This window comes from Streptomyces sp. NPDC090994, from assembly GCF_044768905.1.
Taxonomy (GTDB): Bacteria; Actinomycetota; Actinomycetes; order Streptomycetales; family Streptomycetaceae; genus Streptomyces.
Genome location: NZ_JBIVWS010000023.1, coordinates 92681 through 116947, shown reverse-complemented (window position 1 = coordinate 116947; position 24267 = coordinate 92681). Strand labels below are relative to the sequence as shown.

Sequence of the window (24267 nt, the reverse complement as noted above, 5' to 3'; positions counted from 1 at the left end):
CTCCACACCTACAACCACCACCGCTGCCACACCGCACTGGACGGACACCCGCCCATCAGCCGCGTCAACAACGCTGCGGGTCAATACACCTAGCGGGACCGGGGAAGGGTGTCCGCGGGAACGTGGCCGGCCGGTGACAGGCTGCATTCCACGGCCCGCGCCGCCCGGATGGTGACGCCCACCTCCAGGGGAACCTGCGGCGGCGCCCCGGTGAAGCGGTACCGCTGGAGCAGCGTCGCCGTCGCGAGCTTCATCTGCAGCATGGCGAAGTGGTTGCCGATGCAGGAGCGCGGGCCGCCGCCCAGCGGGAACCAGGCGTAACGCGGCCGGTGGCTCTCCTCCTCGGGACGGAAGCGGTCGGGGAGGAACCGCTGCGGGTCCGGCCAGTAGGAGGGGTGGCGGTGTGTCACCCAGGGCGACACGTACACGTACGCACCAGCCGGTATCGCGTGTCCGTCGACGACCGTCGACCGCACCGCCCGGCGAATGAGGACCGGTGCCGCGGGATACAGGCGCATGGCCTCCTTGAGCACCCGCTCGACCGCCGGCACCTCCTCCAGGTCCGCCGGGGTGGGGCGGCGTCCGCCGAGGGCGGAGCGCACCTCGTCGCGCACGGAGTTCTGGACGTCCTGGTGCCGCGCCAGCAGGTACAGGGTGAACGTGAGGGACGTCGCCGTGGTGTCCGAGCCGGCCAGCAGGAAGACCAGCACCTGGTCGCGCAGCTCCTCGTCGGTGAGCGGAGTGTCCTCGTCGCTGCGCGCGTTGATGAGCAGGGTCAGCAGGTCGGTCCCCGCCTCGTGGCCCGAGGCGCCGCCGCGCCGGCGCTGCTCGATCAGCCGGTCGCACAGCGCGTGCAGCTCCCGTTGGGCCGCGCGCGCCCGGCGGTTGGCGGGTGCGGGGAAGGAACGGGGCAGGTTCAGCGGCATGAGGCCGCGCCGGAGGGTGTACGTGCTGAGCACGGGCATGCAGCGGCGCACCACGTCCGCCGCCTGTTCCGCGTCCGAGCCGAAGAGGATGCGGGTGATCATCCGCACGGTGAGCCGGCTCATGTCCTCGTTGAGGTCGGGCCGCCGGTCGGGGTCGGCCTCCCAGGCGGCGCACAGGGCGTCGACCTCGTCGCACACGGCCGCGGCGTACTCCGCCACCCGCTTCTTGGTGAACAGCGGTGACAGCAGGCGGCGCTGCCTGAGGTGGTCGTCGTCGAGGCTGCTGAGCAGGCCGTTGCCGAAGGTCTGCCGCATTTCCAGCGAGAAGCGGTCGTCCTTGCGGAAGTTGGCCGACTGGCCGGCCAGCACCTGCTGGACGCCCGCGGCGGAGAAGACGAAGTGGATCGTCGTACGCAGTCCGGGCGGCCCGGACACGATCCGCACCACGTCACCGTGCTCGCTCCGGGCGCGCTCGTACACGCCCAGAGGGTCTCGCCGCAGGTCCAGCAGTGAGCCCAGCAGCGGCGGGCCGTCGACAGTGGGCACCTCGGCCGCGTTCGTCTCCATTCCTGGCATCCCTTTCCGTAACTCGGCGTGCGAGACGGTGACCGGACCGGCCCCCGCCGGGGCGCCGGACCGCCGCCTCTGCGTCCATTGCACGCCGGGCCGCTCGCCGTCCGACAGGGGCGCCCGGCTCGCATCCGTCCTGCGCGGCCCGCGCTTGTGCGCTTGTGCGCCGTGCCGCGGGCGGACGCGGCCGGTGACGGTGCCGGGGCGGCCGTCCGTCACCGGGGAGGCGTGGCGCCGTTCACACCGCGAGGCGCTCCGGGGGGTTCTGGTACCTGGTGTAGCCGTCCAGGCGGCCGAGAGCCGACCGCGCGGCGGGCCGTCGCGCGTAGGGCAGCAGCCTGATGCGCAGGTCGTCGAGCCGGTCGGCGGTGCGCGGGCAGCGGATTCGGCCGTAGTGGTCGAGCAACTGGTGGACGGAGGCGCAGGCGCGGTCCAGCCGTCCTTCCCGCAGATGGACCTCGCCGAGTCTGGCGAGTGTCAGCGCGCGGGCGCGGTGCGCGCTCGGCGGCCGGTGGCGCAGGGACGCGGCGAGGGCCTGGCCGGCCGCGGCGAAGTCGCCGAGGCTCTGGTGCACATGGCCGCGCTGGTAGTGCAACGCGGCCATGGGGTAGCCGCTGAACGGTGCGGAGGGGCCGTTCTCTCCGTCGTGCAGCGCCATCGCGTCGGAGAGCGCCGCGAGCGACCGGCGTTCGTCTCCGGCCATCGCGTGCACCACGGCCAGGTGACTCATCAGGTACGCCCGGATGGGCGGCGGAGCGTCCTGTGGCGCGGCCGACCACGCCGCGCGGGCGATCGCCGTGTTCCGGTGCCCGAGCTGGCCGGACTGTGCGCTCAGCGCTCGCAGGGCGATGGCGTACTGGGTGCGGTCGCCTGCCTCGACGGCCAGCTGCGCGGCCACGTGGAAGTACTGCTGGGCCGCCCCGTCGTGCCGGCAGTCCGCGGACATACGGGCCAGCAGATGGGTCAGCCGGGACAGTTTCCCGAGCAGCAGCGCGTGGGTCCTCCGGTCCGTCCGGGCGGCGAGGAACGCGGCCCCGTCCGTGGCCAGATAGGTGGCCAGGGCGGTGCGTCCGTGTGCCCCGCCGTAGGTGTCCATGGTCTCCGCGTAGTACGTGGTGGTGTGCGTCAACGCCGCCAGATCGCCCGGCCCGAGCCGCCAGTCGCCCCCGGTGGGCCTCGGCTCGGCCTCGGTCCAGACCGGAGGGGCGCTGTTCGGGCGGAAGGGAAGCGCGCGGAACGCCGCCCTGGTCTCCGGACCGGTGTCCGCCGCGGTCAGCGTCGCCAGCGCGTCCCGGCCGCTGCCGCCGGCCGCGCGCAACGCGTCCGCCGGCTCGTCGGGAACCCGGGCCAGTCCGGTCTCCTGGACGCTGACCCGCCGGCCGAGCCGCCGGCTCAGGATCTCCGCCACCAGCGCGGGCACCGGGGCCGGAGGCCGGGAGCCGGCCAGCCACCCGGCGACCGACTTGCGGTTGTACCGGAGCACCCGCTTGTTCTCCGCCGCGGCGCGGTTGACGGACCGGGCCAGCGCCTCGCCCGACATATCCGCTTCCCTCATGAGCCTTCTCAGCTGCTGATTCGGATGACTGCGTGACATGACGACCCTTCGGACGCATTTCGGTAACAAAAGTGGAATCCTGCGGTAACGACTCGGTGACCAGGGGTGCCGTAATGCTGCGACCGTCCGTCGAACCCCGTTCCGGGGCGGGGGACCGCTGGTCATGTAACCCCGCCCGCTAAACAGGTAACCGTTTATTTTCGGCCACTCTGCTCGAATCGACGGATTGTGGCCGCCATGCGATGGCGGACCGTGCGGCCGGGCCGTGCATTCACAACCTCACAAATAAACGACCCGTGGGACACCGGGGCCGGGGAAAGCCCTTGGCATCGCGAAGCGGCCGCTGCTTGACTTCAGGTGTCGGCGGATCGGGAAATGCGTCCTCTCGAATAGCGAAACGCGTTCTCCCGGGACCGCACGGCGCCCTTCCGGGCCCCCGGCACGGAACCGGCCCGCACGGGCCGGCACGGAGACCGACGCGGCGCCCGCGGGAACCGCCTGCGCCGCCGGCATCGGAACCGGGCCGGGCTTGCCCGTACGACCGCGCGAGCCGGGCGCGAGCGCCCCGGTGCCAGTGGCCGCCGCAAGGAGGCTCACCGCACAACGGCCCCGGGCGGCCGCGGCCGGCCCGCCGCACCCGTCATGACCCGACCAGTGGGAGTGGAGACGACGTCCATGAACCAGGCACAGGTCCTCGGCACCCCGGTCGCGGACACCGTCAGGGAGGCCCTGGCGGAGTGCAGAGCGGCCACTCTTCCCGCCCTGCGCACCGCGGTCGAGAGCCTGCACCCCCGGCTGGCCCGCATCAGCGCCTACCACCTGGGCTGGTGCCACCGCGACGGCACACCCACCGACGGCCACGCCGGAAAGATGCTGCGCGGCACGCTGGCCATGCTCGCCGCGCGGGCGTTCGGCGCGAGCACGGCGTCCGCGGTGCCCGGTGCGGTCGCCGTCGAACTGGTGCACAACTTCTCTCTCCTGCACGACGATCTGATGGACTCCGACGAACTGCGGCGCGGCCGTCCCAGCGCCTGGGCGGTCTTCGGACGAGGACCCGCCGTACTGGCGGGCGACGCGCTGCTGGGCCGAGCGCTCCAGGTCATCACCGAGGTCCGTGGGGCCCCCAGGCAGCCGGCGACCGCGGTGCTGGTGGCGGCGGTGGACGACATCATCCAGGGGCAGGCCGCCGACCTGGAGCTGGACGGCTGCCCGGCGGACGGGGTGGACACCGGTGACTACCTGGCCGCGTGCGCCAAGACCAGTGGCCTCCTCGGCGGCTGCCTCGAAGTCGGCGCGCTTCTCGCTCACGCCCCCGCGCCGGTGGCGCGCATGCTCCGCTCCGCCGCCCGGGACCTGGGAGTGGCGTGGCAGATCGCCGACGACGTCGAGAGTCTGTGGGGTGATCCCGCCGTCAGCGGCAAGGCCGCCCACGGCGACCTGCGCCGCGGCAAGAGGACCTATCCCGTCATCGCCGCACTGCGCTCCGGGACCGAGGCCGGGGCCCGGCTGGCAACCCGGCTGAGCGCCACCGAGACCCCGGCCGAGGCCGAACTGGTCTCGCTGGCACGCCTGGTGGAGGAGGCGGGCGGACGCGAGGCAGCCGAGCGGGCCGCCCGCCGCCACCTCGACCAGGCCCTGCACACGCTGAGCCGGGCGGGGGGAGAACCCGGCACCGTCAAGACCCTGACCGCCCTGTTCCGCCATGTGCTGGCCCGCCACGAGCACTGGACGACCCCGCTCCCGACCGTCTCCGCCACGAAGGGAGCGGCCCTGTGAACGCGGCCGAGGCCACCGGCACGGCGACGGCAACGGGCGCCCGCGCGGAACCCGCCGCCGACGCCGCCCCGCAGGTGTGGCTCCACTACGCCAGGGAGGTGACCGACCCGGTGCTGCGGGAAGCGGTGGACTCCCTGCACCCGCAGGCACGTGTCGTCGCCGGCTACCACCTGGGATGGTGGGACGAGCACGGCCGGCCCGTCACCGGCGGCTGGGGCAAGGCCGTACGCCCCGCCCTCGCACTGCTCTCCGCGCGGGCCCTCGGTGCCCCCTGCAGAACCGCCGCACACTGTGCCGCGGCCGTCCAACTCGCCCACGACTCATCGTTGTTGCACGACGACATCATCGACCGCGACGACACGCGCCGGCACCGGCCCACCGCGTGGCGCGCTTTCGGCGTCGCCGACGCGCTGCTGGCCGGGGACGCCATGCTCGCCCTGGCGGTCTCCCTGGTCCACCGCGACGCACCGGGCGCCCCGGCCGCCTCGGTGCTGAACGAAGCCGTGCAGCAGTTCATCGGGGGACAGTTCGAGGACATGGGTTTCGAGGAACGGACCGAGGTGTCCCTCACCGAGTGCACCACCATGGCGGCACGGAAGACCGGCGCGCTCATGGGCGCCGCATGCCGTATGGGGGCTCTGGCGGGCGGGGCGGACGAGGGGCCGGCGGTGGAACTGGACGCCTTCGGCCGGTCCCTCGGCCTGGCCTTCCAGCACGTGGACGACCTGCTCGGCATCTGGGGCGACCCCCGGGCGACGGGAAAACCGGCCGGCGCCGACCTCCACGCCCGCAAGAAGAGCCTGCCGGTGGTGGCCGCCCTGGAATCGGACACGCCGGAAGCCGCCGAGCTGGCCGGACTCTACGCCCGGGACCCCGCCGCGGACGACGCCGGCATGCTCCGGCGGGCCGCCTCCCTCGTCGAGCGTGCCGGAGGCCGGCAGCGGGCCGACGGCCTGGCACGCCGGTACCTGGCCGAAGCGCTGGACCACCTCGACGCCACCGGTCTGCCCGCCTCCGACACCCGTCCGCTGCGCGCGCTCGCCGCGTGGCTGGCCCTCCGTGACCACTGACAGCGGCGCCGCGGCGGAACACCCGCCGACGCACCGCCGGCACGCCGCACCCGCGGACCGTCACACCACCGCGCCCCAGTGCGCCCCTCCGCCTGCGAGCGGCCCGCCGACCCGCCCGGCCGATCCGGTTCCGCCCTCCACCCCGGCCGGTGGACGTCCAGGCCGCTCCTTCCGTCCCTGCCGCGCCCGGCCGTGGGCCGGCGTCCACCCGGCCCACGGCCGGGAAAGGAGAGACATCGTGCACAGCCCGGTCTCCGATCCGGTCCTCGACTCCGTCCTGCCCCGATGGCCCTTCCCCGCCGCACCCGTACGCGACCCCGGCGACATCGCCACCGTCGAAACCGGCGGGGCGGAGTGGGCGAGGCGCCTGGGCCTGATCGACTCCGGCGACCCCCGGCACCCGCTGCGCCGCCTGTGCGCGGGTGAGCTGGTCAGCCACGGCTATCCGCGCGCGGACACCGGGATCCGCGTACTGATCACTCAGTGGACGATGTGGTACTTCAACCTCGACGACCACTTCGAGGACGGAGCCGCGGGCGCCAGCGCCGTCGCCGCCGACCGGGCGGCGGCCCCGCTCAGGCGGCTGGTGGACGCCGCCAGGCACCGCGAGCCGCTGCCCGCCCCCGAGGACCCCCTCCAGCGCGCGCTGGCAGACCTGCTGGAGCGGACCGCGCAGCACATGGCGCCGGTGCAGTTCGGCGAACTCCTCGCGCACCTGGACGACTACTTCACCTCCCTGGTCGTGGAGTCCGACTACCGGGCGCGCGGGGTCCTGCCCGGCGTCGACTCCTACATCGCGCTGCGCCGTGACACCGGGCCGGTGCTGCCGCTGCTGGACTTCGTGGAGCAGGCCGAGTCGGTGCGGCTGCCGGCGCGCTTCTACGGCACCCCCGAGTACACCGAGATGATCGGCTGCGCGGCCGACATCGCCTCCTGGATCAACGACCTGTGCTCGGTGTCGAAGGAACTGGACCGCCCGGACGCCTACAACCTCGTGGTCCTGCTGCACCGCCTGGAGGGCATGTCGCTCCAGGACGCCGCCGGCGAGACCCTGAACCGCATCGAGCAGCGGGTGACGGTGCTGAAACAGGCGTTGCGGCAGGCCGCGGGCCCCACCGGCACGGGCGGTCCCTACACCGTCGGTGAGAAGGCAGCCCTGAGGACCTGGGCCGACGGACTGCTCAGCTTCCAGAGCCACGTCGAGTGGTACCTGCGGCACGGGCGCTACGACCGGGACGAGCCCCGCTCGGAGGTCCCCGCGTGAACGGCGGCCGAACCGTCCCGGGGAACGCGGCCCCCGCGGCGTCGCGCGAAGCCGGTCCACCACCGCACGGACGGCCGCACGTCGTCGTGGTCGGCGCGGGCATCGCCGGCCTCACCAGCGCCTTCCTTCTCCAGCGCCGCGGCTGCCGGGTCACCGTCCTGGAAAGCTCCGGGCCGGAGTACGTCGGCGGCCGGATGAGCTCCGTGCAGCGCGGCGGGTTCTTCATCGACACCGGCGCCTCCCTGCTGTCGCGGCGCTACCACGCGATGCTGCGGCTCGCCGAGCTGGCCGGGGTCGGCGACCGGCTGCTGCCCTCCTCCGACGTCGTCGGGCTGATGCGCGACCGGCGGGTGCACCACGTACGGGTCGGTTCCCTGCCACGCATGGCCACCGGGTTGCTGCGGTTCGCGCCGTTCCCGTCCGACCTGCCCAAGCTGATGCTGGACCACCTGCGGGTCCGGCGCTCGCTGGACTGGTACGACATGTCCGCGGCGGCCCGGCACGACGGCGAGTCCGTCGCCGGATACGCGGTCCGCCGCGGCCTGCGGCCGGGCACCGTCGACCACCTGCTGGACCCCCTGTGCATGCTCGCCTCGCTCCAGGACGTCGAACGCACCTCGTCCGTCGCGCCGTTCATGCTGCTCAACTCCCTGCTGGGGGGCGGCGGCCTGTTCACCTTCCGGGACGGGGTCGGTCTGCTGCCGCGGCTCCTCGCCGCCCAACTGCCCGTCACCTACCACGCCACGGTGCGTCAGGTCGAGGAGAGCGCCACCGGGGTCGCGGTCACCTGGCAGGCGCAGGACGGGACGGGAGAACGCACGGAGCGGGCCGACGCCTGTGTGCTGGCCGTGCCCGCCTCCCTGGCCCCGGACCTGTACGGCCAGATGCCGCGGCGGTTCAGCGATTTCTTCCGGCACGTCGAGTACACCGGCAGCGTCCACGTGGCCTTCGGTCTGGACCGGCCCACCGCCGAGAAGGCCGTGATGGTCAACGTCCCGCGTTCCGAACACCCCGCACTCGTGGGGGTGATCCTGCCGCACAACACCGCTCCCGGCCGGGTGCCGCAGGGGCGGGGGCTGGTCATGGCACACTTCCGGGGCTCCTGGTCGGACCGCCACCGCGACCTGCCCGAGGAACAGCTCGTCGACCACGCACGGTCCGCTCTGCGGACCGTGGGACTGACGCCGGAGACCGACGACCACACCGTCATGACCCACGTGATGCGTCCCGGGCGCTGCGTGGTCTTCCGCCGGCCCGGCGACTACCGCGAGATCGCCAGGCTCGCCCCGGCCTGGCCCGCCGCCTCGCGGGTCCGGCTCGCCGGCGGTGACTTCTTCACCCAGTCCAGCACGCACCACAGCATCTGTTCGGCGGTGCGGGTGGCCCACCGGCTCTGGGAGCGGCTGGAGGCGTCACCCCCACCGGCCCGGCCGTACCCGCTCCCGGCCGTCTCCGCTCGGACGAAAGGAACACAGTGAACACCACGGGCACCAAGGAACCGATCATCGTCGTGGGGGCCGGCATCGCCGGCATGACCGCGGCCTTCCGCCTCCAGCAGGCCGGGCACCCGGTCCGCGTCCTGGAGGCCGAGGACCGCGCCGGCGGCCGGATGCGCACAGTGGAGCGCCGCGGCTACCACATGGACCTGGCCGCGATCCTGCTGATCGAGAACTACACGCAGATGCGCGACCTCGTCCGCGACCTCGGCATCGAGGACACCACCCTGCGTACCAACAACCAGGTCGGGATCCGCCGCGAGGGCCGCGTCCACCGGCTGCGGGCGAACCGGCCCACCGACCTCAAGCGCTCGGGTCTGCTTCCCTGGACCTCGCTGCCCGCCATGGCGCGGCTGCAGTCGGACCTCAAGAAGTACGCGAACCGGCTGCGCTGGGACAGCGACCTGGGCGAGGCCGCCGCCCTCGACACCGAGACCGCCGCCGCCTACGCGGAGCGCCGGCTCGACACGCAGTTCCGCGACTGGGTCGTGGACCCGATGAGCGCCATGTTCTTCAACTCGCCCCCCGACCTGTCGGTGGTCAACTTCCTGTTCTCCATGCCGGCCGTGAACTCCACCTGGTTCAACTTCCACGACCGGGTGGACACCCTCACCACGACACTCGCCTCCCGGCTCGACGTGGAGACCCGCGCCGAGGTCACCCAGGTCGAGGAGACCTCGGACGGCGTCCGGGTGCACTGGCGGCGGGAGGGCGAGCCCGAGCACACCGAGGAGGCCGCCGCCGCGGTGGTCGCCCTGCCGGGCCCGGTGGCCGCCCGGCTCTGCCCGGGCCTGGCCCCGCCGTCCCGGGATTACCTGGCGAACGTGCCCTACGTGCCCGACATCCACGTCTACTTCGGCGTCGACCGTGTTCCGGACGAGACGGCCACCTGTGTGCTCTTCCCGCAGCGCGAGCACCCCGACCTGGGCGTCATCACCTTCAACCACAACTTCGCACCCGGCCGGGCCCCGCAGGGCCACGCCCTGCTGACCAGCTACTACCGCTATCCGTGGGCGATGCGGCACTGGGACGCCGACGACCAGAAGATCGAGGCGCTGACCCACGAGGTGCACCGGCAGGCCTGGCCGGAGATGGCCCGGCACATCGAGGCCCACCAGGACATGGCCTACGTGCAGCGCTGGAAGAACGCGGTCATCCTGCGCAAGCCCGGCGACTACGCGCGCCTGCGCGACTTCAACCGCGGACTCGACCCCCGCTCGCGCATCCAGCTCGCCGGGGACTACCTCGCCTTCAGCGCGACCAACTCCAGCCTCGTCACGGGGGAGCGGGCCGCCGAGCGGGTGCACGAGGTCGTCACCACCGGCGCGGTCGCCGCCGGCCGCCGTTAGACGACGCCCTGGCGCCCCCGGGGCGAGCGGAACGAACGTCTCGGCTGTACCCGGCCGACCGCCCCGTGCGAGAGGCCGGGCCGCCTCCCCGGCCGTCCGCCGCAAGAGAGGAACGCAGATCATGTCCACGCACTGCACGTCCACCACCGAGGAGCAGCGGATCGCGACGGGCGAGGCGCACGGCAAGGCCATCCTGTTCGGTGAACACGCGGTGGTCTACGGCGCCCCGGCACTCGCGCTCCCGCTGCCGGAGCTGACCTGCCGGGCCACCGTGCGCCCCGTGACGGGGCCCGGCTCCGGTGGCTCCCGCCTGCGCATGGTCGCCCCGGGAGCGCACGGCACCCCGAGGGAGACGGCGGGAGACGTACCCGAGGAACTCGCTCTCCTCCTGCTGGCCTTCGCCGAACGAGCGGGCCTCAAGACGCCCCCCGCCCTGGAGATACACCTCGACAGCCGCATCCCGCCGTCCCGCGGGCTGGGATCCAGCGCGGCGAACGCCCGCGCGCTGGTCCGGGCGCTCGACGCGCTCTGCGGGACCGGCCTGGCCGAACAGGAGGCCTTCGACCTGGTCCAGGTGGCCGAGCGGTCCGCGCACAGCAGAGCCAGCGGCATCGACGCACTGGCCACAGGGAGCGAGCGGCCGGTGCTCCTCGCGGACGGCCGGGCCCGTACCCCGTCGGTGGGCGCCGGATTCCACGTCGTCGTGGCCGACAGCGGCAGCGGCGGCAGCACCAGGGAAGCCGTCGGGATGCTGCGGGACGCCTTCGCGCGAGACCCCGACCTCCGCACGCGGTTCATCCACCGCTCGACCGGGTTCGCCCGGGCCGCGCTCGACGACCTCGCGGCCGGCCGCCTCCCCTCCCTGGGCCGGCGCCTCACCGACTGCCACCGGATGCTGGCCGGCCTCGGCCTGACCACCGACGGTACCGACGCGCTGGCCCGCACCGCCCTGGACGCGGGGGCGCTCGGAGCCAAGATGAGCGGCGGCGGACTCGGCGGCTGCGTCGTGGCCCTGGCCACGAGTGCGGCCCACGCCGAGTCGGTGTCCACGGCACTCGCCGGGCGAACGGGCGCCCGCACGTGGACGGCCGCCGTCCCGGAGGGGGCCGGACATGACGGCCGGTGAGACGGCGGTGGCCGTCGCCCATCCCAACATCGCCCTGATCAAGTACTGGGGCAAACGCGACGAGCGGTTGGTCCTGCCCGTCACCGACAGCCTGTCGATGACGCTCGACGTGTTCCCCACGACGACCACGGTCCGGCTCGACCCGGGTGCCGCGGCGGACCACGTCGTCATGGACGGCGTCCTCGCACAGGGCGAGGCACTGCGCCGCGTCACCGCCTTCCTGCACCTGGTGCGCGAGCGCGCCGGGCGCCGGGAACGGGCCGTGGTCGACACCCGCAACAGCGTGCCCGTGGGAGCCGGCCTCGCCTCCTCGGCCAGTGGGTTCGCCGCCCTGGCCCTGGCAGCCGCTCACGCCTACGGTCTGCCCGGCAACGCCGAGGAGCTGTCCCGGCTGGCCCGCCGCGGATCCGGCTCGGCCGCCCGGTCCGTCTTCGGCGGCTTCGTCGTCTGGCACGCCGGCGATCCCGGCGCCCCCGACCCCGACCGTGCCTCCTACGCCCAGCCGGTCACCGACGCCCGTCTGGACGCCGCGCTGGTCGCCGTCGTCCTGGACGAGGGGCCCAAACCCGTTTCGAGCAGGGAGGCCATGCGGCGTACGGTCGCCACCTCCCCGCTCTACCGGGACTGGGTGGCGGACAGCCGCACCGACCTGGCCCGCATGCGCGCTGCGCTGCGCGCCGGCGACATGGCGACGGTCGGCGCGATCAGCGAGCGCAACGCCCTGGGCATGCACGCCACCATGGAGGCCGCGCGGCCCGCCGTCCGCTACCGCACCGCCGCCACGGACGCGGTACTCGGCCACGTCCGCCGGCTGCGCGCGGAAGGCCTGGGTGCCTGGGCGACGATGGACGCCGGCCCCAACGTCAAGGTGCTGTGCGCGTCCGCGGACGCGGAACGGGTCGCCGCCCGGATGCGCGAGGTCACCGACGCCCGGGTGGTGGTGGCACGCGGCGGCCCTGGTGCCAGGCTCCGGCAGGTGACCACCTGATGGCGGCCCGGACCACCCGCCGCGCACCCGGAAAACTCATGGTGACAGGCGAGTACGCCGTCCTCGAACCGGGACGGCCCGCCGTCGTCGTGGCGGTCGACCGGTACGTCACCGTCACGGTCACGGCCGCCGAGGACGCCGAGGGCGCCGACGTCGTCATCGACTCCGATCTGCTGGCCCACGAGGTGCGGCTGCGTCGCGGCCGAGAGGGTCTCCAGGTGCTGCCGGGACGGGATCCGGCGTCGGCGCGCGGTGCGCCGGCGCACATCGTGTCGGTCGTGGAGACGGTCGAGCAGCTGCGGACGGAGCGGCGGCTCGGCCTGACGCCGGTCCGGCTCTCGGTCCGCAGCGACCTGCACCGCGGGGGCGTCAAGACCGGGCTGGGATCCAGCGCGGCGGTCACCGTCGCGGCGGTCCGGGCGCTGGCGGACCACTACGGCATGCGGCTGTCCCGTGAAGACGTCTTCCGGCTCGCCCTGCTGGCCGGCGTCCGGATCGACGCGGGTCCTTCGGGGGCCGACCTCGCGGCCGCGACGTGGCGGGGGTGGGTGTTCTACCGGTCGCCCGACCGGCAGGCCCTGCTGGCCGGCCTGCGGCGGCACGGCGTCGCGCACACCCTGGGGCGGCCCTGGAGCGGTTTCACCGTCCGGCAGCTGCCGCCCCCCACCCGTCTCGCCCTGCACGTGGGCTGGAGCGGCCGCCCGGCCTCCACCACCGCCCTCGTCGCCGACCTCGCCACCCGGCGGGAGTGGCAGAGGGCGGTACGGTCCCGCTTTCTCGACGACAGCGAACAGTGCGTGTCAGCCGCCGAACGGGCCCTGCTGCGGGACGAGCCGGCCGCCCTCCTGGACGCCGTGCGCACCGCCCGCGGTCTGCTGCACCGGCTCGATGCCGAGACCTCCCTCGGCATCGTCACCGCTGACCTGCAGCGCCTCTGCGAGGTGGCCGAGTCCTGCGGCGCCGGCGCCAAACCCTCCGGCGCGGGCGGCGGCGACTGCGGCATCGCCCTGCTCCCGGCCCACCGCTCCGCGACGCTGCTGCGCCTGCGCTGGACGGCGGCCGGCATCACCCCCCTGCCGCTCGGCGTGACCGCCGGCGCCGGCGCGGACCCCGGTCCCGAGGACCGGACCGCCCCCGACGCCGCCCCATACCCGCGAGGACACATCCGATGACCGCACACCGCAAGGACGACCACGTCCGGCTCGCCCACGCCCAGCACACCGCCGGAAACGAGCCGCCACTGCCCGCGGGGCCTGCGCGGCCGAGCCAGTTCGACGAGGTGCGCTTCGTGCACCACGCCCTGGCCGGCACCGACCGCGAGAAGGTCTCGCTGACGACCCGCTTCGCCGGGATCGAGTGGCCGGTCCCGCTGTACATCAACGCCATGACCGGCGGCAGTGCGCGCACCGGCGAGATCAACCGGGACCTGGCCGTCGCCGCCCGTGAGACCGGACTGCCCATCGCCACCGGCTCCATGAGCCCTTACCTCAAGGACCCCGACACGGCGTCCACCTTCACCGTCGTGCGCCGCCGGCACCCGGACGGCTTCGTCCTGGCCAACCTCAACGCCGACGCCACCCCCGAACAGGCTCGCCGGGCCGTGGGCCTGCTGGAGGCCGACGCCCTGCAGATCCACCTCAACACCGTGCAGGAGACCGTCATGCCCGAGGGCGACCGGTCCTTCGCGCACTGGGCCACCGGCATCGAACGCATAGCCGCCGCCGTCGATGTACCCGTCGTCGTCAAGGAGGTCGGCTTCGGACTGAGCGGACGGACCGTGCGCGAGCTGGCTTCGCTGGGGGTGCGCGCCGCCGACGTGGCCGGCAGTGGCGGAACCGACTTCGCCCGCATCGAGAACGGCCGCCGGAAGCGGCCCGACTACGCCTACCTGGAGGGCTGGGGCCTGAGCACCCCGGCCGCGCTCCTCGACGCCCGTGACTGCGGGCTGCCGCTCCTTGCCTCCGGCGGCGTCCGCACCCCCCTGGACGTCGCCCGCGCGCTGGCTCTCGGAGCCCGCGCCGTCGGCGCCTCGGGCCCCTTCCTCACCACGCTCCTGGACGGCGGTGTCGACGCCCTCGTACGGCACATCACCACCTGGCTGGACCATCTCACCGCCCTCATGACCCTGCTCGGCGCGCATACCCCGGACGCTCTCGCCGACTGCGACGTCCTGCTCACCGGATCGCTGCGCGCCTTCGTCATCGACCGCGGCCTGACGACGGCCGCGCGGAAAGGAGTCACCGCATGACCCTCACGGCAGAACCGTCGGCGAGCCTCACGGCGGCGGGCGTCCCGCTGCGCTGGGTGGGCCCCGTACGCCTCAGCGGCAACGTCGCCACCACCGAGACCGAGGTGCCCCTGGCCACCTACGAATCCCCGCTGTGGCCCTCCGTCGGCCGCGGCGCCAAGATCTCCCGGCTGGTCGAGGGCGGCATCCGCGCCACCCTCGTCGACGAGCGGATGACACGGTCGGTCCTGGTGGAGGCCGACGACGCGGCCACCGCCCACGCCGCGGCCCGCGCGGTCCAGGACGACCTCCCGCGGCTGCGGGAGATCACCCGGGCGAGCAGCCGCTACGCCCGGCTCCTCGAGGTCCGCCACGAGATCACCGGGCCGCTGCTCTTCATCCGCTTCGAGTTCGCCACCGGCGACGCCTCCGGCCACAACATGGCCACCCTCGCCTCCGACGCCCTGCTCGCCCACCTCCTCGCCACCGTGCCCGGCGTCCGGTACGGCTCCATCTCCGCGAACTACTGCACCGACAAGAAGGCCACCGCCGTCAACGGCATCCTCGGCCGCGGGAAGAACGTCGTCGCCGAAGTCCTGGTGCCCCGGCACGTCGTGGAGTCGCACCTGCGCACGACCGCCGACCGGATCACCGCCCTCAACATCAACAAAAACCTCGTGGGCACCCTGCTGGCCGGCGGCATCCGTTCCGCCAACGCCCACTACGCCAACATGCTCCTCGCCTTCTACCTGGCCACCGGCCAGGACGCGGCGAACATCGTGGAGGGCTCCCAGGGCGTGACCTACACCCAGGACCGGGACGGAGACCTCTACTTCTCCTGCACCCTGCCCAACCTGATCCTCGGCACGGTCGGCAACGGCAAGGGCCTCGGCTTCGTCGACGCCCACCTCACCCGGCTCGGCTGCCGCGAGGACCGGCCCGCCGGCGAGAACGCCCGACGGCTCGCCGTCCTCGCCGCCGCCACCGTCCTGTGCGGCGAACTGTCCCTGCTCGCCGCGCAGACCAACCCCGGCGAACTGATGAAGGCCCACAACCGATTCGAACGCGCCACGGGAGACGCACATGTCCGCTGAGACCGCCATCGGCATCCACGACCTGTCCTTCCGCACCACCAGCCTCGTCCTGCCCCACACCGAACTGGCCCGCTCCAACGGCACCGACATCGCCAAGTACCACAAGGGCCTGGGGCAGCGGGCGATGAGCATCCCCACCACGGACGAGGACATCGTCACCATGGCGGCCGCCGCCGCGCTGCCCCTGGTGCAGCGGCACGGCCCCGACCGCGTACGCACCGTCGTCTTCGCCACCGAGAGCTCCATCGACCAGTCGAAGGCCGCCGGCGTGTACGTCCACTCGCTGCTGGGACTGCCGCCGCACGCCCGCGTCGTCGAGGTCAAGCAGGCCTGCTACGGAGCCACCGCCGCACTGCAGTTCGCGGCAGGGCTGGTCCACCGCGACCCCGATCAGCAGGTACTCGTCATCGCCAGCGACATCTCCCGCTACGACCTCGACAGCCCCGGCGAGGCCACTCAGGGCGCGGCGGCCGCGGCCATGCTCGTCTCGGCCGACCCCGCCCTGCTCGAACTGACCGGCCCCTCCGGCCTGTTCACCGCCGACGTGATGGATTTCTGGCGCCCCAACTACCGCGCCACGGCCCTGGTCAACGGCAAGGAGTCGGTCACGGCCTACCTCGACGCGGTCGAGGGCGCCTGGCGTGACTACCAGGACCGCGGCGGCCTGCCGCTGGAGGACTTCCGTGCCTTCTGCTACCACCAGCCCTACACCCGGCTGGCCTTCAAAGCCCATCGGGCGCTCCTGGAAACGTGCGGGGCCGACCCGGACGAGGAAGCACTGCGGCACGCCGTGGCACCCACCACCGGCTACAACGAGACCGTGGGCAACAGCTACACGGCCTCCGTGTACCTGGCCCTCACCGCGGCCCTGGAGAACTGCCCCGATCTGGACGGCCGGACGCTGGGCCTGTTCAGCTACGGCTCAGGCAGCGTCGCCGAGTTCTTCGCCACCCGGGTGCGCCCCGGCTACCGGTCGCACCTGCGTGGTGACGCGCACAGGGAGGCCGTCAGCGCCCGGCAGGCCATCGACTACGAGACGTACCGCGGGCTGCGCCTGCAGAACCTGCCCACCGACGGCAGCTGGTACGAGTTGCCCCACCAGACCCGTGGCCCGTTCCGGCTGGCGGCCCTCCGCGACCACCAGCGCATCTACGAGGCGGCCTGACCGGCGGCATCCGCACGGCCGCCCGACCGGCAGCGGTTGCCGGCACGGCGGCGCGGCTCCGGGAACGGCACCGGGCGCTCGACGCGCGGCGGAGCGGCCCGCCCCCCAACCCCTCACCCGGACTTATCGGAGACGAGTCGACATGAGCAGTCCTTCAGCCGCTGTCCCCGCCGCGGGAGCCGTCGGTGTGCTCGGCACCGGTTCCTGCCTGCCCGGAGACATCGTCACCAACGAGGAGGTGGGTACGCCGGCCGGGGTGACACCGGAGTGGATCGAGCAGCGCACGGGCATCCGGGAGCGCCGCCGGGCCAAGCCCGACGACGTCACCTCCGACCTCGCGGCGACCGCCGCCCGCACCGCGCTGGCCTCGGCCGGCGTCCGGGTCGGGGACCTCTCCCTGATCGTGGTCGCGACCTCCACTCCGGACTCCCCGCAACCCCCGACCGCCACCGCGGTCGCCGCCCGGCTCGGTGCCCCACCCGGCACACCCGCCTACGACATGAACGCCGTGTGCAGCGGCTTCGTCTTCGCCCTGGCCACGGTCGAACGGATGCTGCACGGCACCGCGGGGCACGCCCTGGTCATCGGTGCCGACATCTACTCCCGCATCCTCGACCCGGCCGACCGCCGCACCGCGGTCCTGTTCGGTGACGGCGCGGGGGCCGTCGTCCTCGGCCCCACCCGCGGCAGGGGCGTCATCGCCACCCACCTGGCGTCGTTCCCCGACCACCGTGACCTGATCCGCGTCCCGGCCGGCGGCAGCCACATCCCCGCCTCGCCCGAATCCCTCGCGGAGGGCCTGCACTACTTCACGATGGACGGCCGGGCCGTGCGCGCCTTCGTCGAGGACCACGTCGCACCGATGATCGACGGCTTCCTCCAGGAGCACGGTGCTCCGGCGTCCGGCGCGGGGGCACCCCGTGTCCACTTTGTGCCCCACCAGGCGAACGGCCGCATGATCGAGAAGCTGGCGGCCGATCTCGGCTTCCCGCCGGAGCGCGCCCATGCGACCGTCCGGAAGTACGGCAACACCGGTGCGGCGTCCGTGCCCGTGACCCTCGATCATGCGGCGAGCCGTCTGGCACCGGGCGATCTCGTTCTGCTGGCCGGGTTCGGCGGGGGCATGGCCGCCGGACTCGCCCTCCTCGAATGGGGGCCCCGAAACCTCCGCCCGGCACGGTCGACCGGGGGCTGACCGAAGGGAATCACGACCCCGCCGCTCCGTCTTCCTGACCGGCGGCCCGGACGGACCCCCGGCGGTCCCCGCGCCGGCCCGACGATCACCGTGCCCGGCGGCCGGGGGCCCGTGGCCCTGGGGGCGCTTCCGGGCGGACGACCGGGGGGTACCGGCCTGGCGGCCCGGCAGACGGTCCTCCAGCTCGGCGAGGTGCGGTCCGGCCGGCCCGTTCCGGTCGACGGGGCCGGGGCGGCGTGGGGCGCGGGTGCCCGCGGTGGCCGCGCCCCGCCATGCCGGCCGCCTGCGGGGGCACGGCGCGCACCGGGACGTCGGTCCGCTTGACCTGGCCGCGGGTCCGGCGGCGGTGGGCGGTCCGTTCCGGGCCGTGGTGAACCACGTGCGTGTCTCCCCGGGCGAACTCGCGCGGCTGACGGCCTGCGTCGCCGGCGGCGGAGGCGCGGTGAGCACGGCCGGCCCGGTCACCGGGGACCCCGCCCGGAGGGTGCGCCGAGGTCAAGCACCTGCGGCGCGACCAGCGCGGCGCTGCGTGTGCTCGCGATGGTCTCGACGGCCGCGCGGCCACAGGACGAGGACGCGTTCCCCGAACGGCTGGTCGCCGAGCGCGGGGTCGTCGTCCGGCTGAGGGCGGAGCGGCTGTACGGGACGGCCCCGGACGTCGGCGGCCAGGTGTGACGAGACGGCCGGACGGGAGGACAGGGGCCCCGGGAAACCGTGTCAGGCGGCGTACTCACCGGTCAGCATCGCGGAGGCGAGTTCGACCCGCGAACGGAATCCGGTGCGTTTGAAGAGCCTGCCTAGCCGGCTCTCCACGCTCTTCTCACTGCACCCGAGCGCGACCGCCAGTTCGCGGTTGGTCAGCCCCTCGGTGACCAGGGTGGCCAGCAGCCGCTCGTTCTCCGCGATGGTGAGGCTCCGGCCCGGCACGGCGACCTTGTGGGCGCGCATCAGATTCCGCAGCTGTGCCCGGCGCAGCAGCGCGTCCAGGTCGCCGTACAGGGCGTACGCCTCGTGCAGCAGCGACGGGTCGGCCAGCCCGTACCGGACCACCGCGGCGAGCGTGTCGGCCTGCTCCAGCGGCTGTGCGCGTCTCCGCGCGAGCCGTACCGCGGCGGTCGCGGACTCACGGTCGTGGTGCACCACGGCGGCGGTGAGCAGGTGGGACAGCCGGGACCGGCCGGTGCCGAGCAGTTCGGCGACCTTGTGCGCCTCGTCCGCGCACCGCCCCGCCGCCGCCAGGTCGCCCGTCGCCATGTCCGACTCGGCCTTCAGCAGCCACAGGTCGTCCGTGCCGGCCACCAGACCGCGTTCGACGGCCACGGCGAGCGCGTCGCCGACGACCTGATCGGCCCGGTCGGTGGCGCCCAGGGCGCGTTCCAGGTACGACTCCGGCACGGCCAGCAGATGGAGCATCACGGGCTGCACGGTCCGCGCCCGCTCGATCACCTCGCGCGCCCCGGCCAGCCGGCCGCGCGCACCGAGGATGACGCTCGTCTCCCGGCACATCAGGGTGTGGGTGGGCAGGTCGCCGATCGACAGCCCGACGGCCAGACTCTCCCGGGCCAGACCGAGCGCCCGGTCCCAGTGCCCGCTCTGGCTGTCCGCGACCACCCGGTCGGGAACGGGCCGGTAGGCGGACGGCAGTTCGTGCACCGCCAGCACCTCCTCCGCCCGGTCCGGATCACCGAGCAGCATCAGTACCCGGGCCAGTTGCGACAGCCGCTCGAAGCGGTGCCGCACCCCTTGCGTCCACAAGGGCCACCGGGTCGGCGCGGCGACGGCCCGCTCGAACAGCTCGGTCCGACCGAGGATCGCCTGGACGCACTCGCTGAACAGCAGCCCCAATGCGGTTAAGACATCGTTGTCACGGCTCCAGGTGTGCCGCTGGGCCTCCAGATGCTCGTCCGCCTCCCGCCAGCGGTCGAGATGGCACAGCGCGATGCAGCGGGTGAGGACCCGGTGCCCCTCTCTGCCCGGCAGCGAGCGCCAGCCGCCGTCACAGATCTCGGCGAGTGCCGCCATGTCCGAGGTCCCGCCGAGCGAGGCCACGTAGACCAGCTCCATCTCGAGCAGGGTCTCGGGGGAGACCAGGTCGGCGTACTCGGACATGACCGTCGACGCGCTCCCCAGCGCCTCGCCGTACCGCAGATGGATCAGACAGGTCGAGGCGTGCATGACCAGTGCCTGGGCGCGCCGCTCCGGCTCGGTGATCAGGTCGAGGGCGGTGCGCAGCCAGCGCTCCGCGTGGTATCCGTCGTCCAGCATGGCGGCGGTGCCCTTGGCGAGCAGTTCGACGGAGGCCCGCCCGGAGTCCACGAACCGGCCGGCGGCGACCAGTTGCTCCGCGAGGTACCGGTCGTCCGCGACGGCGGCGCCCGCCCAGACCGCGGTGACCGCCAGCTGGGCGAGCCTGCGCCGCTCGTACGGCCCCAGACAGGTGATCAGCGCGGACGCGAGCAGCGGCACCCGGAACCTCCAGTGGTCCGGCCCGGGCCCGTGCCGCAGCGCACCCTCGGCGTACAGCTCGGCCAGGGCCGCGCGGACCTCGTCCTCCGTCACGCCCACGGCCTCGCCGGCCAGCCCGATCGCGGCGGAGCCCAGCGGATGCAGTACGGCCATCGCCTTGGCCACCGGCCAGACCTGCCCGCCCAGTTGCTTCAGGTACTCCACCGGGGGCAGGTCGGACGGCAGCGAGGGCGGCTGGTCCGACGCCGTGAGGTAGGCGTGCCGGTCGAAGACGCGCAGCGAGCCGCTCCTGCGGTGCCCCGCCAGGGCGGTGAGTACGGCGGCGGGCCTGCCGCGGCACTCCCGGCCCAGGTACCCGAGCAACGACGCCGACGGCTTGGCCTGCAGGTGCTGGGTGACCAGGGCGCGGACCTCGGACTCGCGCAGCGGACGCAGCGGCACCACCTCGGCCAGACCGGCGGCGCACAGCTGGTCCAGCGCGGCCCGCTCGCCCGCCGGGTCGGCCGGTGAGGGGCGGAGCGCGCAGACGAACGTGACCGGTCCCCCCGCCAGCGCGCGGACCAGCGGCAGCAGCACGGCACGGGAGTCGGGGTCGGTCCACTGGGCGTCGTCGACGAGGACGGTGAGCTTGTCGCAGGCGGTGACGGCCGCCCGCAGCTCGGCGGCCAGCCTGCGCCCGGCGTCCCGGCCCGGCCCCGGGGCGGCGCCCTTCGCCGGACGTCTGACGTCGCCGCCCGGGTGCGCCGCGGCGAGTTCGGCGGCCAGCCGGGACGCCAGGGAGAACGGGCGGTCGCGCTCGGCGCGCGCCACCCGCAGGGTCAGGGTGGTGACGTCCCGGGCGGTCAGCTCGTCCCGGACGGCGGTCAGCACCGCGCCGCGCCCGATCCCGGTCGGGCCCGTGACCAGAACCAGTGAGGCGGCGTCGGGTGAGGTCGCGAGGGAGACGATGCGCGCGATGGAGGTGCCACGGCCGAACAGCGGCTGCGCCGACCGGTCCGAACAGGCCGCGCCGCGCCAGTAGTTGATCACCGAAACAGTATGCCCAGCGCGCCGGACCGGTAGCACTTCCGAACGTTACAATCGCGTCCTCGACGGGCAGTTGACTGCGGGACGAGCCGTCTCGGACGCCTCCCGGACACCTGACCTCCGAAGGGCGGTGGCCCGGGGAGCCCGCGCCGCACATGGCGGCACACGGCGTCACAGGTGTCACGAGAGGAGGCCCGCGGTGGCCCGAGCACGTGCCGTGATCCGGGGCAGGGACCAGGAACTGGCGGTGTTGCGCGCGGCGTCGGCGGCCGACGGCGGCGGCCTGGTCGTCATCGGGGGACCGGCCGGCATCGGCAGGACCGCGCTGCTGGACGAGGCGGAGCGGTTACTGCGCGCGGCCGGGGTGCGCGTCCTGCCGGTGCGCCCGGGCGCCGGCCCGGACGGCCGCGGCGACGACGCGTTCGCCCTCGCGCCGCTGGTGCGCGCCCTGCGCGACCGGTTCGAGCGGTTCCCGGAGGCCGGGCACGGCGACGCGCTCGGCACGGTGGCCCGGCTGAGCGACGCGGCGAAACAGGGCACCGGCGGATGGACCCCGGCCGTCGTCACCGCGCTGGGCAACCTCTTCGACCGGATCGGCGGCCGGGGCCGTACCGCGCTGCTCGTCGACGACGCGCACGCGTTCGCCGAACCCGCTCCCGTGCTCACCGCGGCCCGCCGGGCCGGCTGCCTGGTGCTGGCCACCTGTGACGAGAGCGCCGAGCACGCCCCGGGGACCGCCGAACTGCTGGCCGCCGCCGACCAGGTGGTGACGCTCGGACCGCTGGCCGACGACGTCGCGGAGTCCCTGGCGCGCCGCGCCCACGGGGCACGCCTCGACGAGTCCGTGCCGGACCTCCTGCGCACGGCACTGGGACCGCTGTTCGGCAACCCCGGCACCCTGCTGGGCACCCTCGCCGATCTGCGCCGGCGCGGCCGCCTGACCCTCTTCCGCGGCCGGCTCTGCCTTAGCAGGCCGGCCGAACCGGTCCAACTGCCCGCCGGCCACCACCTGGTGCGCCGGGTCACTGCCCTGGGCGACCCGGCGGCGCGGCTGCTGTACGCGGTCGCCGTGTGGGACGGCATGCGCGTCGACGATCTGCCGCTGCTCGCCGAAGTGACCGGCGCCCGGCTCGACGACTGCGGTCGCCTGCTCGACCGGCTCATCGACGCGCAGGTGCTGGTCGCCGACCCGGCGGGCCGGCTGAGCTGCCGGTGTCCCGCCCTGGCGGCCTGGGCCGTCGGCCCCGCGGGCGGTGACGGCGGCGCCGCCCTGCACGCGGCGGTCGCCGAGCGGCTGCTGTCCCGGCACCGGCGGGGCGACAAGGTCGACCCCGCGGTGCTCGCCGACCACATCGCCCGCGGCGGAGCGGCCGTCGTGCTCGAACCGCGGATGGTCGGCTGGCTGCTGGACCGGGCCGCCGACGCCGAGCAGGAACAGCCGGAGCACGCCGCCCGGTGGTGCGTGGCCGCGCTGCGCCGCATGGCCCCGGACGAACCGGAGCACTCCCGTACGCTGAACAGGCTGATGCGACTGGTCGCCCGGACGGGCCGGTACGAGCTGCTGGGCGACGTGCTCACCCAGTACGCGGAACAGGGCTGTGCCCCGGGCACCCTGGCCCGGATCCACCTCGCCGCGGTCCTGGTCTCCCTGCACTCCGGCCGCCCGCCCGCCGAGGGCGCGGTGCGGTCGCTGCTGGACTCCGGGGCCACCGGCCGGGAGCGGGCCGGATTCGGGCTGTGGTGGTTCGGCCGTCCGACGGCGCCCGGCCGGGAGCCCGTGCCGTGCGGAACGGCCGAAACGGCGGCGGACCCGTACGACCCGGCCGAACGCATGGCCCTGCTGAGCACCGCGATGAGCGGTGATCCCGGCGCCTACGAGCGGACCTGGCGCCGCTCCGGCCGGGCGGGGTCAGCCCCGGGGCCGGGCCGCCCGGACCGCACGGGGCCGACGATCGATGTCGGCACGGTGACGCATCTGGTCCTCAGCGCCCACCACCGCGCCCCCCTGACCGGTGTGCTCGCCGTGTACCAGCGGGTGGTGCACGGCTACGCGGGTGCCGACTGGACACGGGCCATGTCCGCCGTCCGGGAACTCGAACTGTCGGACACGGAGGACACGTTGGTGCACCACGCGGCCCGGCTGCTGGCCGCCGAGATGTACGGCGCCCGCGGCGAGTCGCGGCAGGCGGCCCAGTGGCTGGCCGACGTGGCGCCGGTCCCGGGCATCGCCGTACTGCGTGCCTGGGTGCGGCTCGGTGTGCTCAGCCGCGCCGGTGACGACCGGCGGGCGGTCCGGCTCGCCCTGCGGGTGAGCCGGCGGCTGCGCCTGGCCGGACTGCCCGAGGGCCTGCACCTCCTGCTGACCCGGGCGGTCCGGATCGCCGTGTTCGCCGACGACCGGGACGGCGCGGCGGACCTGCTCCAGGAGATGGAGCTGCTGCCCGGCGAGGCCGACACGGTGGCGCGGGAGGCCCTCCTGCTGGCGCGCGGCCTGGTGCACCGCGACGAGCGCCGGGTCCGGCCGGCCACCGACCTGACCCGGGAGCGGGGCGACCTGCCGTCGCTGCTGGCGTCGTGCGTGGTCGTCGCGCGGTTCGCCGAGGATCCGCGGCCCTGGCTGCGCGAGGCCCACACGCTGGCCACCCGGTGCGGCGCGTCCACGGTGCTGGAACGCGTCCGCGCGGTGACCCGCGAACGAGGGGTTCCCGCACCGCGCGCCCCCGGCCGGCGGGAGGCGCTGGCGGTCACCGAACGGCGCGTCATCGAGCTGATCGGCGAGGGCCTGACCAACCGTCAGATCGCGCTGCGCCTGGAGGTCAGCGAGAAGACCGTGGAGAACCATCTGACCCGTCTGTTCGCCCGCACCGGCTGCCGGTCCCGTGTCGAACTGGCCGCGGCCAGCCTGGCGGGGAGGCTGACGCAGACGGCGCCCTGAGCGCGGGGGCCGGGTGCCGGGGCCGGGTTCCGGTCCCGG

16 protein-coding genes and 1 pseudogene are annotated in these 24267 nt (G+C 74.3%); 14 read left to right on the top strand and 3 right to left on the bottom strand.

The features are described 5' to 3' along the window. Window positions 1-89 precede the first annotated feature (89 nt). A complete protein-coding gene (locus tag ACIQR3_RS32245) occupies window positions 90-1493 on the bottom strand; it encodes a cytochrome P450 (RefSeq protein WP_403544259.1) in 1404 nt (467 codons plus the stop codon). Between the two features lie 241 nt (window positions 1494-1734). Continuing rightward, the gene (locus tag ACIQR3_RS32240) at window positions 1735-3051 is read right to left on the bottom strand and encodes a hypothetical protein (protein WP_403544258.1); all 1317 of its coding nucleotides are present in this window, start codon (window positions 3049-3051) and stop codon (window positions 1735-1737) included. Window positions 3052-3726: 675 nt separating this feature from the next. Between ACIQR3_RS32240 and ACIQR3_RS32235 the strand changes: the two genes are divergently transcribed. From ACIQR3_RS32235 to ACIQR3_RS32175, 13 genes and pseudogenes are all read left to right on the top strand, one after another. Continuing rightward, window positions 3727-4827, top strand: a complete 1101-nt coding sequence (locus ACIQR3_RS32235; protein WP_403544257.1) for a polyprenyl synthetase family protein — start codon at window positions 3727-3729, stop codon at window positions 4825-4827. Next, on the top strand, window positions 4824-5897 hold the full coding sequence (locus ACIQR3_RS32230; RefSeq protein ID WP_403544255.1) for a polyprenyl synthetase family protein: 1074 nt from the start codon (window positions 4824-4826) through the stop codon (window positions 5895-5897). The genes ACIQR3_RS32235 and ACIQR3_RS32230 overlap by 4 nt, the downstream gene beginning before the upstream one ends. Window positions 5898-6135: 238 nt before the next feature. Further along, a complete protein-coding gene (locus tag ACIQR3_RS32225) occupies window positions 6136-7161 on the top strand; it encodes a terpene synthase family protein (RefSeq protein ID WP_403544253.1) in 1026 nt (341 codons plus the stop codon). Beyond that, a complete protein-coding gene (locus ACIQR3_RS32220) occupies window positions 7158-8639 on the top strand; it encodes a protoporphyrinogen/coproporphyrinogen oxidase (protein ID WP_403544252.1) in 1482 nt (493 codons plus the stop codon). The genes ACIQR3_RS32225 and ACIQR3_RS32220 overlap by 4 nt, the downstream gene beginning before the upstream one ends. Further along, a complete protein-coding gene (locus ACIQR3_RS32215) occupies window positions 8636-10006 on the top strand; it encodes a protoporphyrinogen/coproporphyrinogen oxidase (protein ID WP_403544250.1) in 1371 nt (456 codons plus the stop codon). The genes ACIQR3_RS32220 and ACIQR3_RS32215 overlap by 4 nt, the downstream gene beginning before the upstream one ends. A 121-nt stretch (window positions 10007-10127) precedes the next feature. Next, the gene (gene mvk, locus ACIQR3_RS32210) at window positions 10128-11132 is read left to right on the top strand and encodes a mevalonate kinase (protein WP_403544248.1); all 1005 of its coding nucleotides are present in this window, start codon (window positions 10128-10130) and stop codon (window positions 11130-11132) included. Beyond that, the gene (gene mvaD / locus ACIQR3_RS32205; RefSeq protein WP_403544246.1) at window positions 11119-12120 is read left to right on the top strand and encodes a diphosphomevalonate decarboxylase; all 1002 of its coding nucleotides are present in this window, start codon (window positions 11119-11121) and stop codon (window positions 12118-12120) included. Before mvk ends, mvaD begins: the two co-directional genes overlap by 14 nt. Continuing rightward, window positions 12120-13292 (top strand): phosphomevalonate kinase, encoded by a 1173-nt coding sequence (locus ACIQR3_RS32200; protein WP_403544244.1) that lies wholly within the window; start codon window positions 12120-12122, stop codon window positions 13290-13292. Before mvaD ends, ACIQR3_RS32200 begins: the two co-directional genes overlap by 1 nt. Next, window positions 13289-14368, top strand: a complete 1080-nt coding sequence (fni, locus tag ACIQR3_RS32195) for a type 2 isopentenyl-diphosphate Delta-isomerase (RefSeq protein ID WP_403544242.1) — start codon at window positions 13289-13291, stop codon at window positions 14366-14368. Before ACIQR3_RS32200 ends, fni begins: the two co-directional genes overlap by 4 nt. After that, the gene (locus ACIQR3_RS32190) at window positions 14365-15441 is read left to right on the top strand and encodes a hydroxymethylglutaryl-CoA reductase (protein WP_403544240.1); all 1077 of its coding nucleotides are present in this window, start codon (window positions 14365-14367) and stop codon (window positions 15439-15441) included. The genes fni and ACIQR3_RS32190 overlap by 4 nt, the downstream gene beginning before the upstream one ends. Next, window positions 15431-16606, top strand: a complete 1176-nt coding sequence (locus ACIQR3_RS32185) for a hydroxymethylglutaryl-CoA synthase (protein WP_403544238.1) — start codon at window positions 15431-15433, stop codon at window positions 16604-16606. The genes ACIQR3_RS32190 and ACIQR3_RS32185 overlap by 11 nt, the downstream gene beginning before the upstream one ends. A 142-nt stretch (window positions 16607-16748) precedes the next feature. Continuing rightward, complete coding sequence (locus ACIQR3_RS32180; RefSeq protein WP_403544236.1) at window positions 16749-17801, top strand: 3-oxoacyl-ACP synthase III family protein; 1053 nt, start codon at window positions 16749-16751, stop codon at window positions 17799-17801. 549 nt (window positions 17802-18350) lie between these two features. Beyond that, window positions 18351-18476 (top strand): annotated as a pseudogene (locus tag ACIQR3_RS32175) (PPOX class F420-dependent oxidoreductase); the annotation flags it as partial. 42 nt (window positions 18477-18518) lie between these two features. Here ACIQR3_RS32175 and ACIQR3_RS32170 read toward each other — a convergent pair. Beyond that, window positions 18519-21296 carry an AAA family ATPase gene (locus ACIQR3_RS32170; protein ID WP_403544235.1) on the bottom strand — a complete coding sequence of 926 codons (2778 nt, stop codon included), beginning with the start codon at window positions 21294-21296 and terminating at the stop codon, window positions 18519-18521. Window positions 21297-21492: 196 nt separating this feature from the next. On the opposite strand from ACIQR3_RS32170, the gene ACIQR3_RS32165 reads away from it, so the two are divergent. After that, window positions 21493-24228 (top strand): LuxR C-terminal-related transcriptional regulator, encoded by a 2736-nt coding sequence (locus tag ACIQR3_RS32165; protein WP_403544233.1) that lies wholly within the window; start codon window positions 21493-21495, stop codon window positions 24226-24228. Window positions 24229-24267 lie beyond the last annotated feature (39 nt).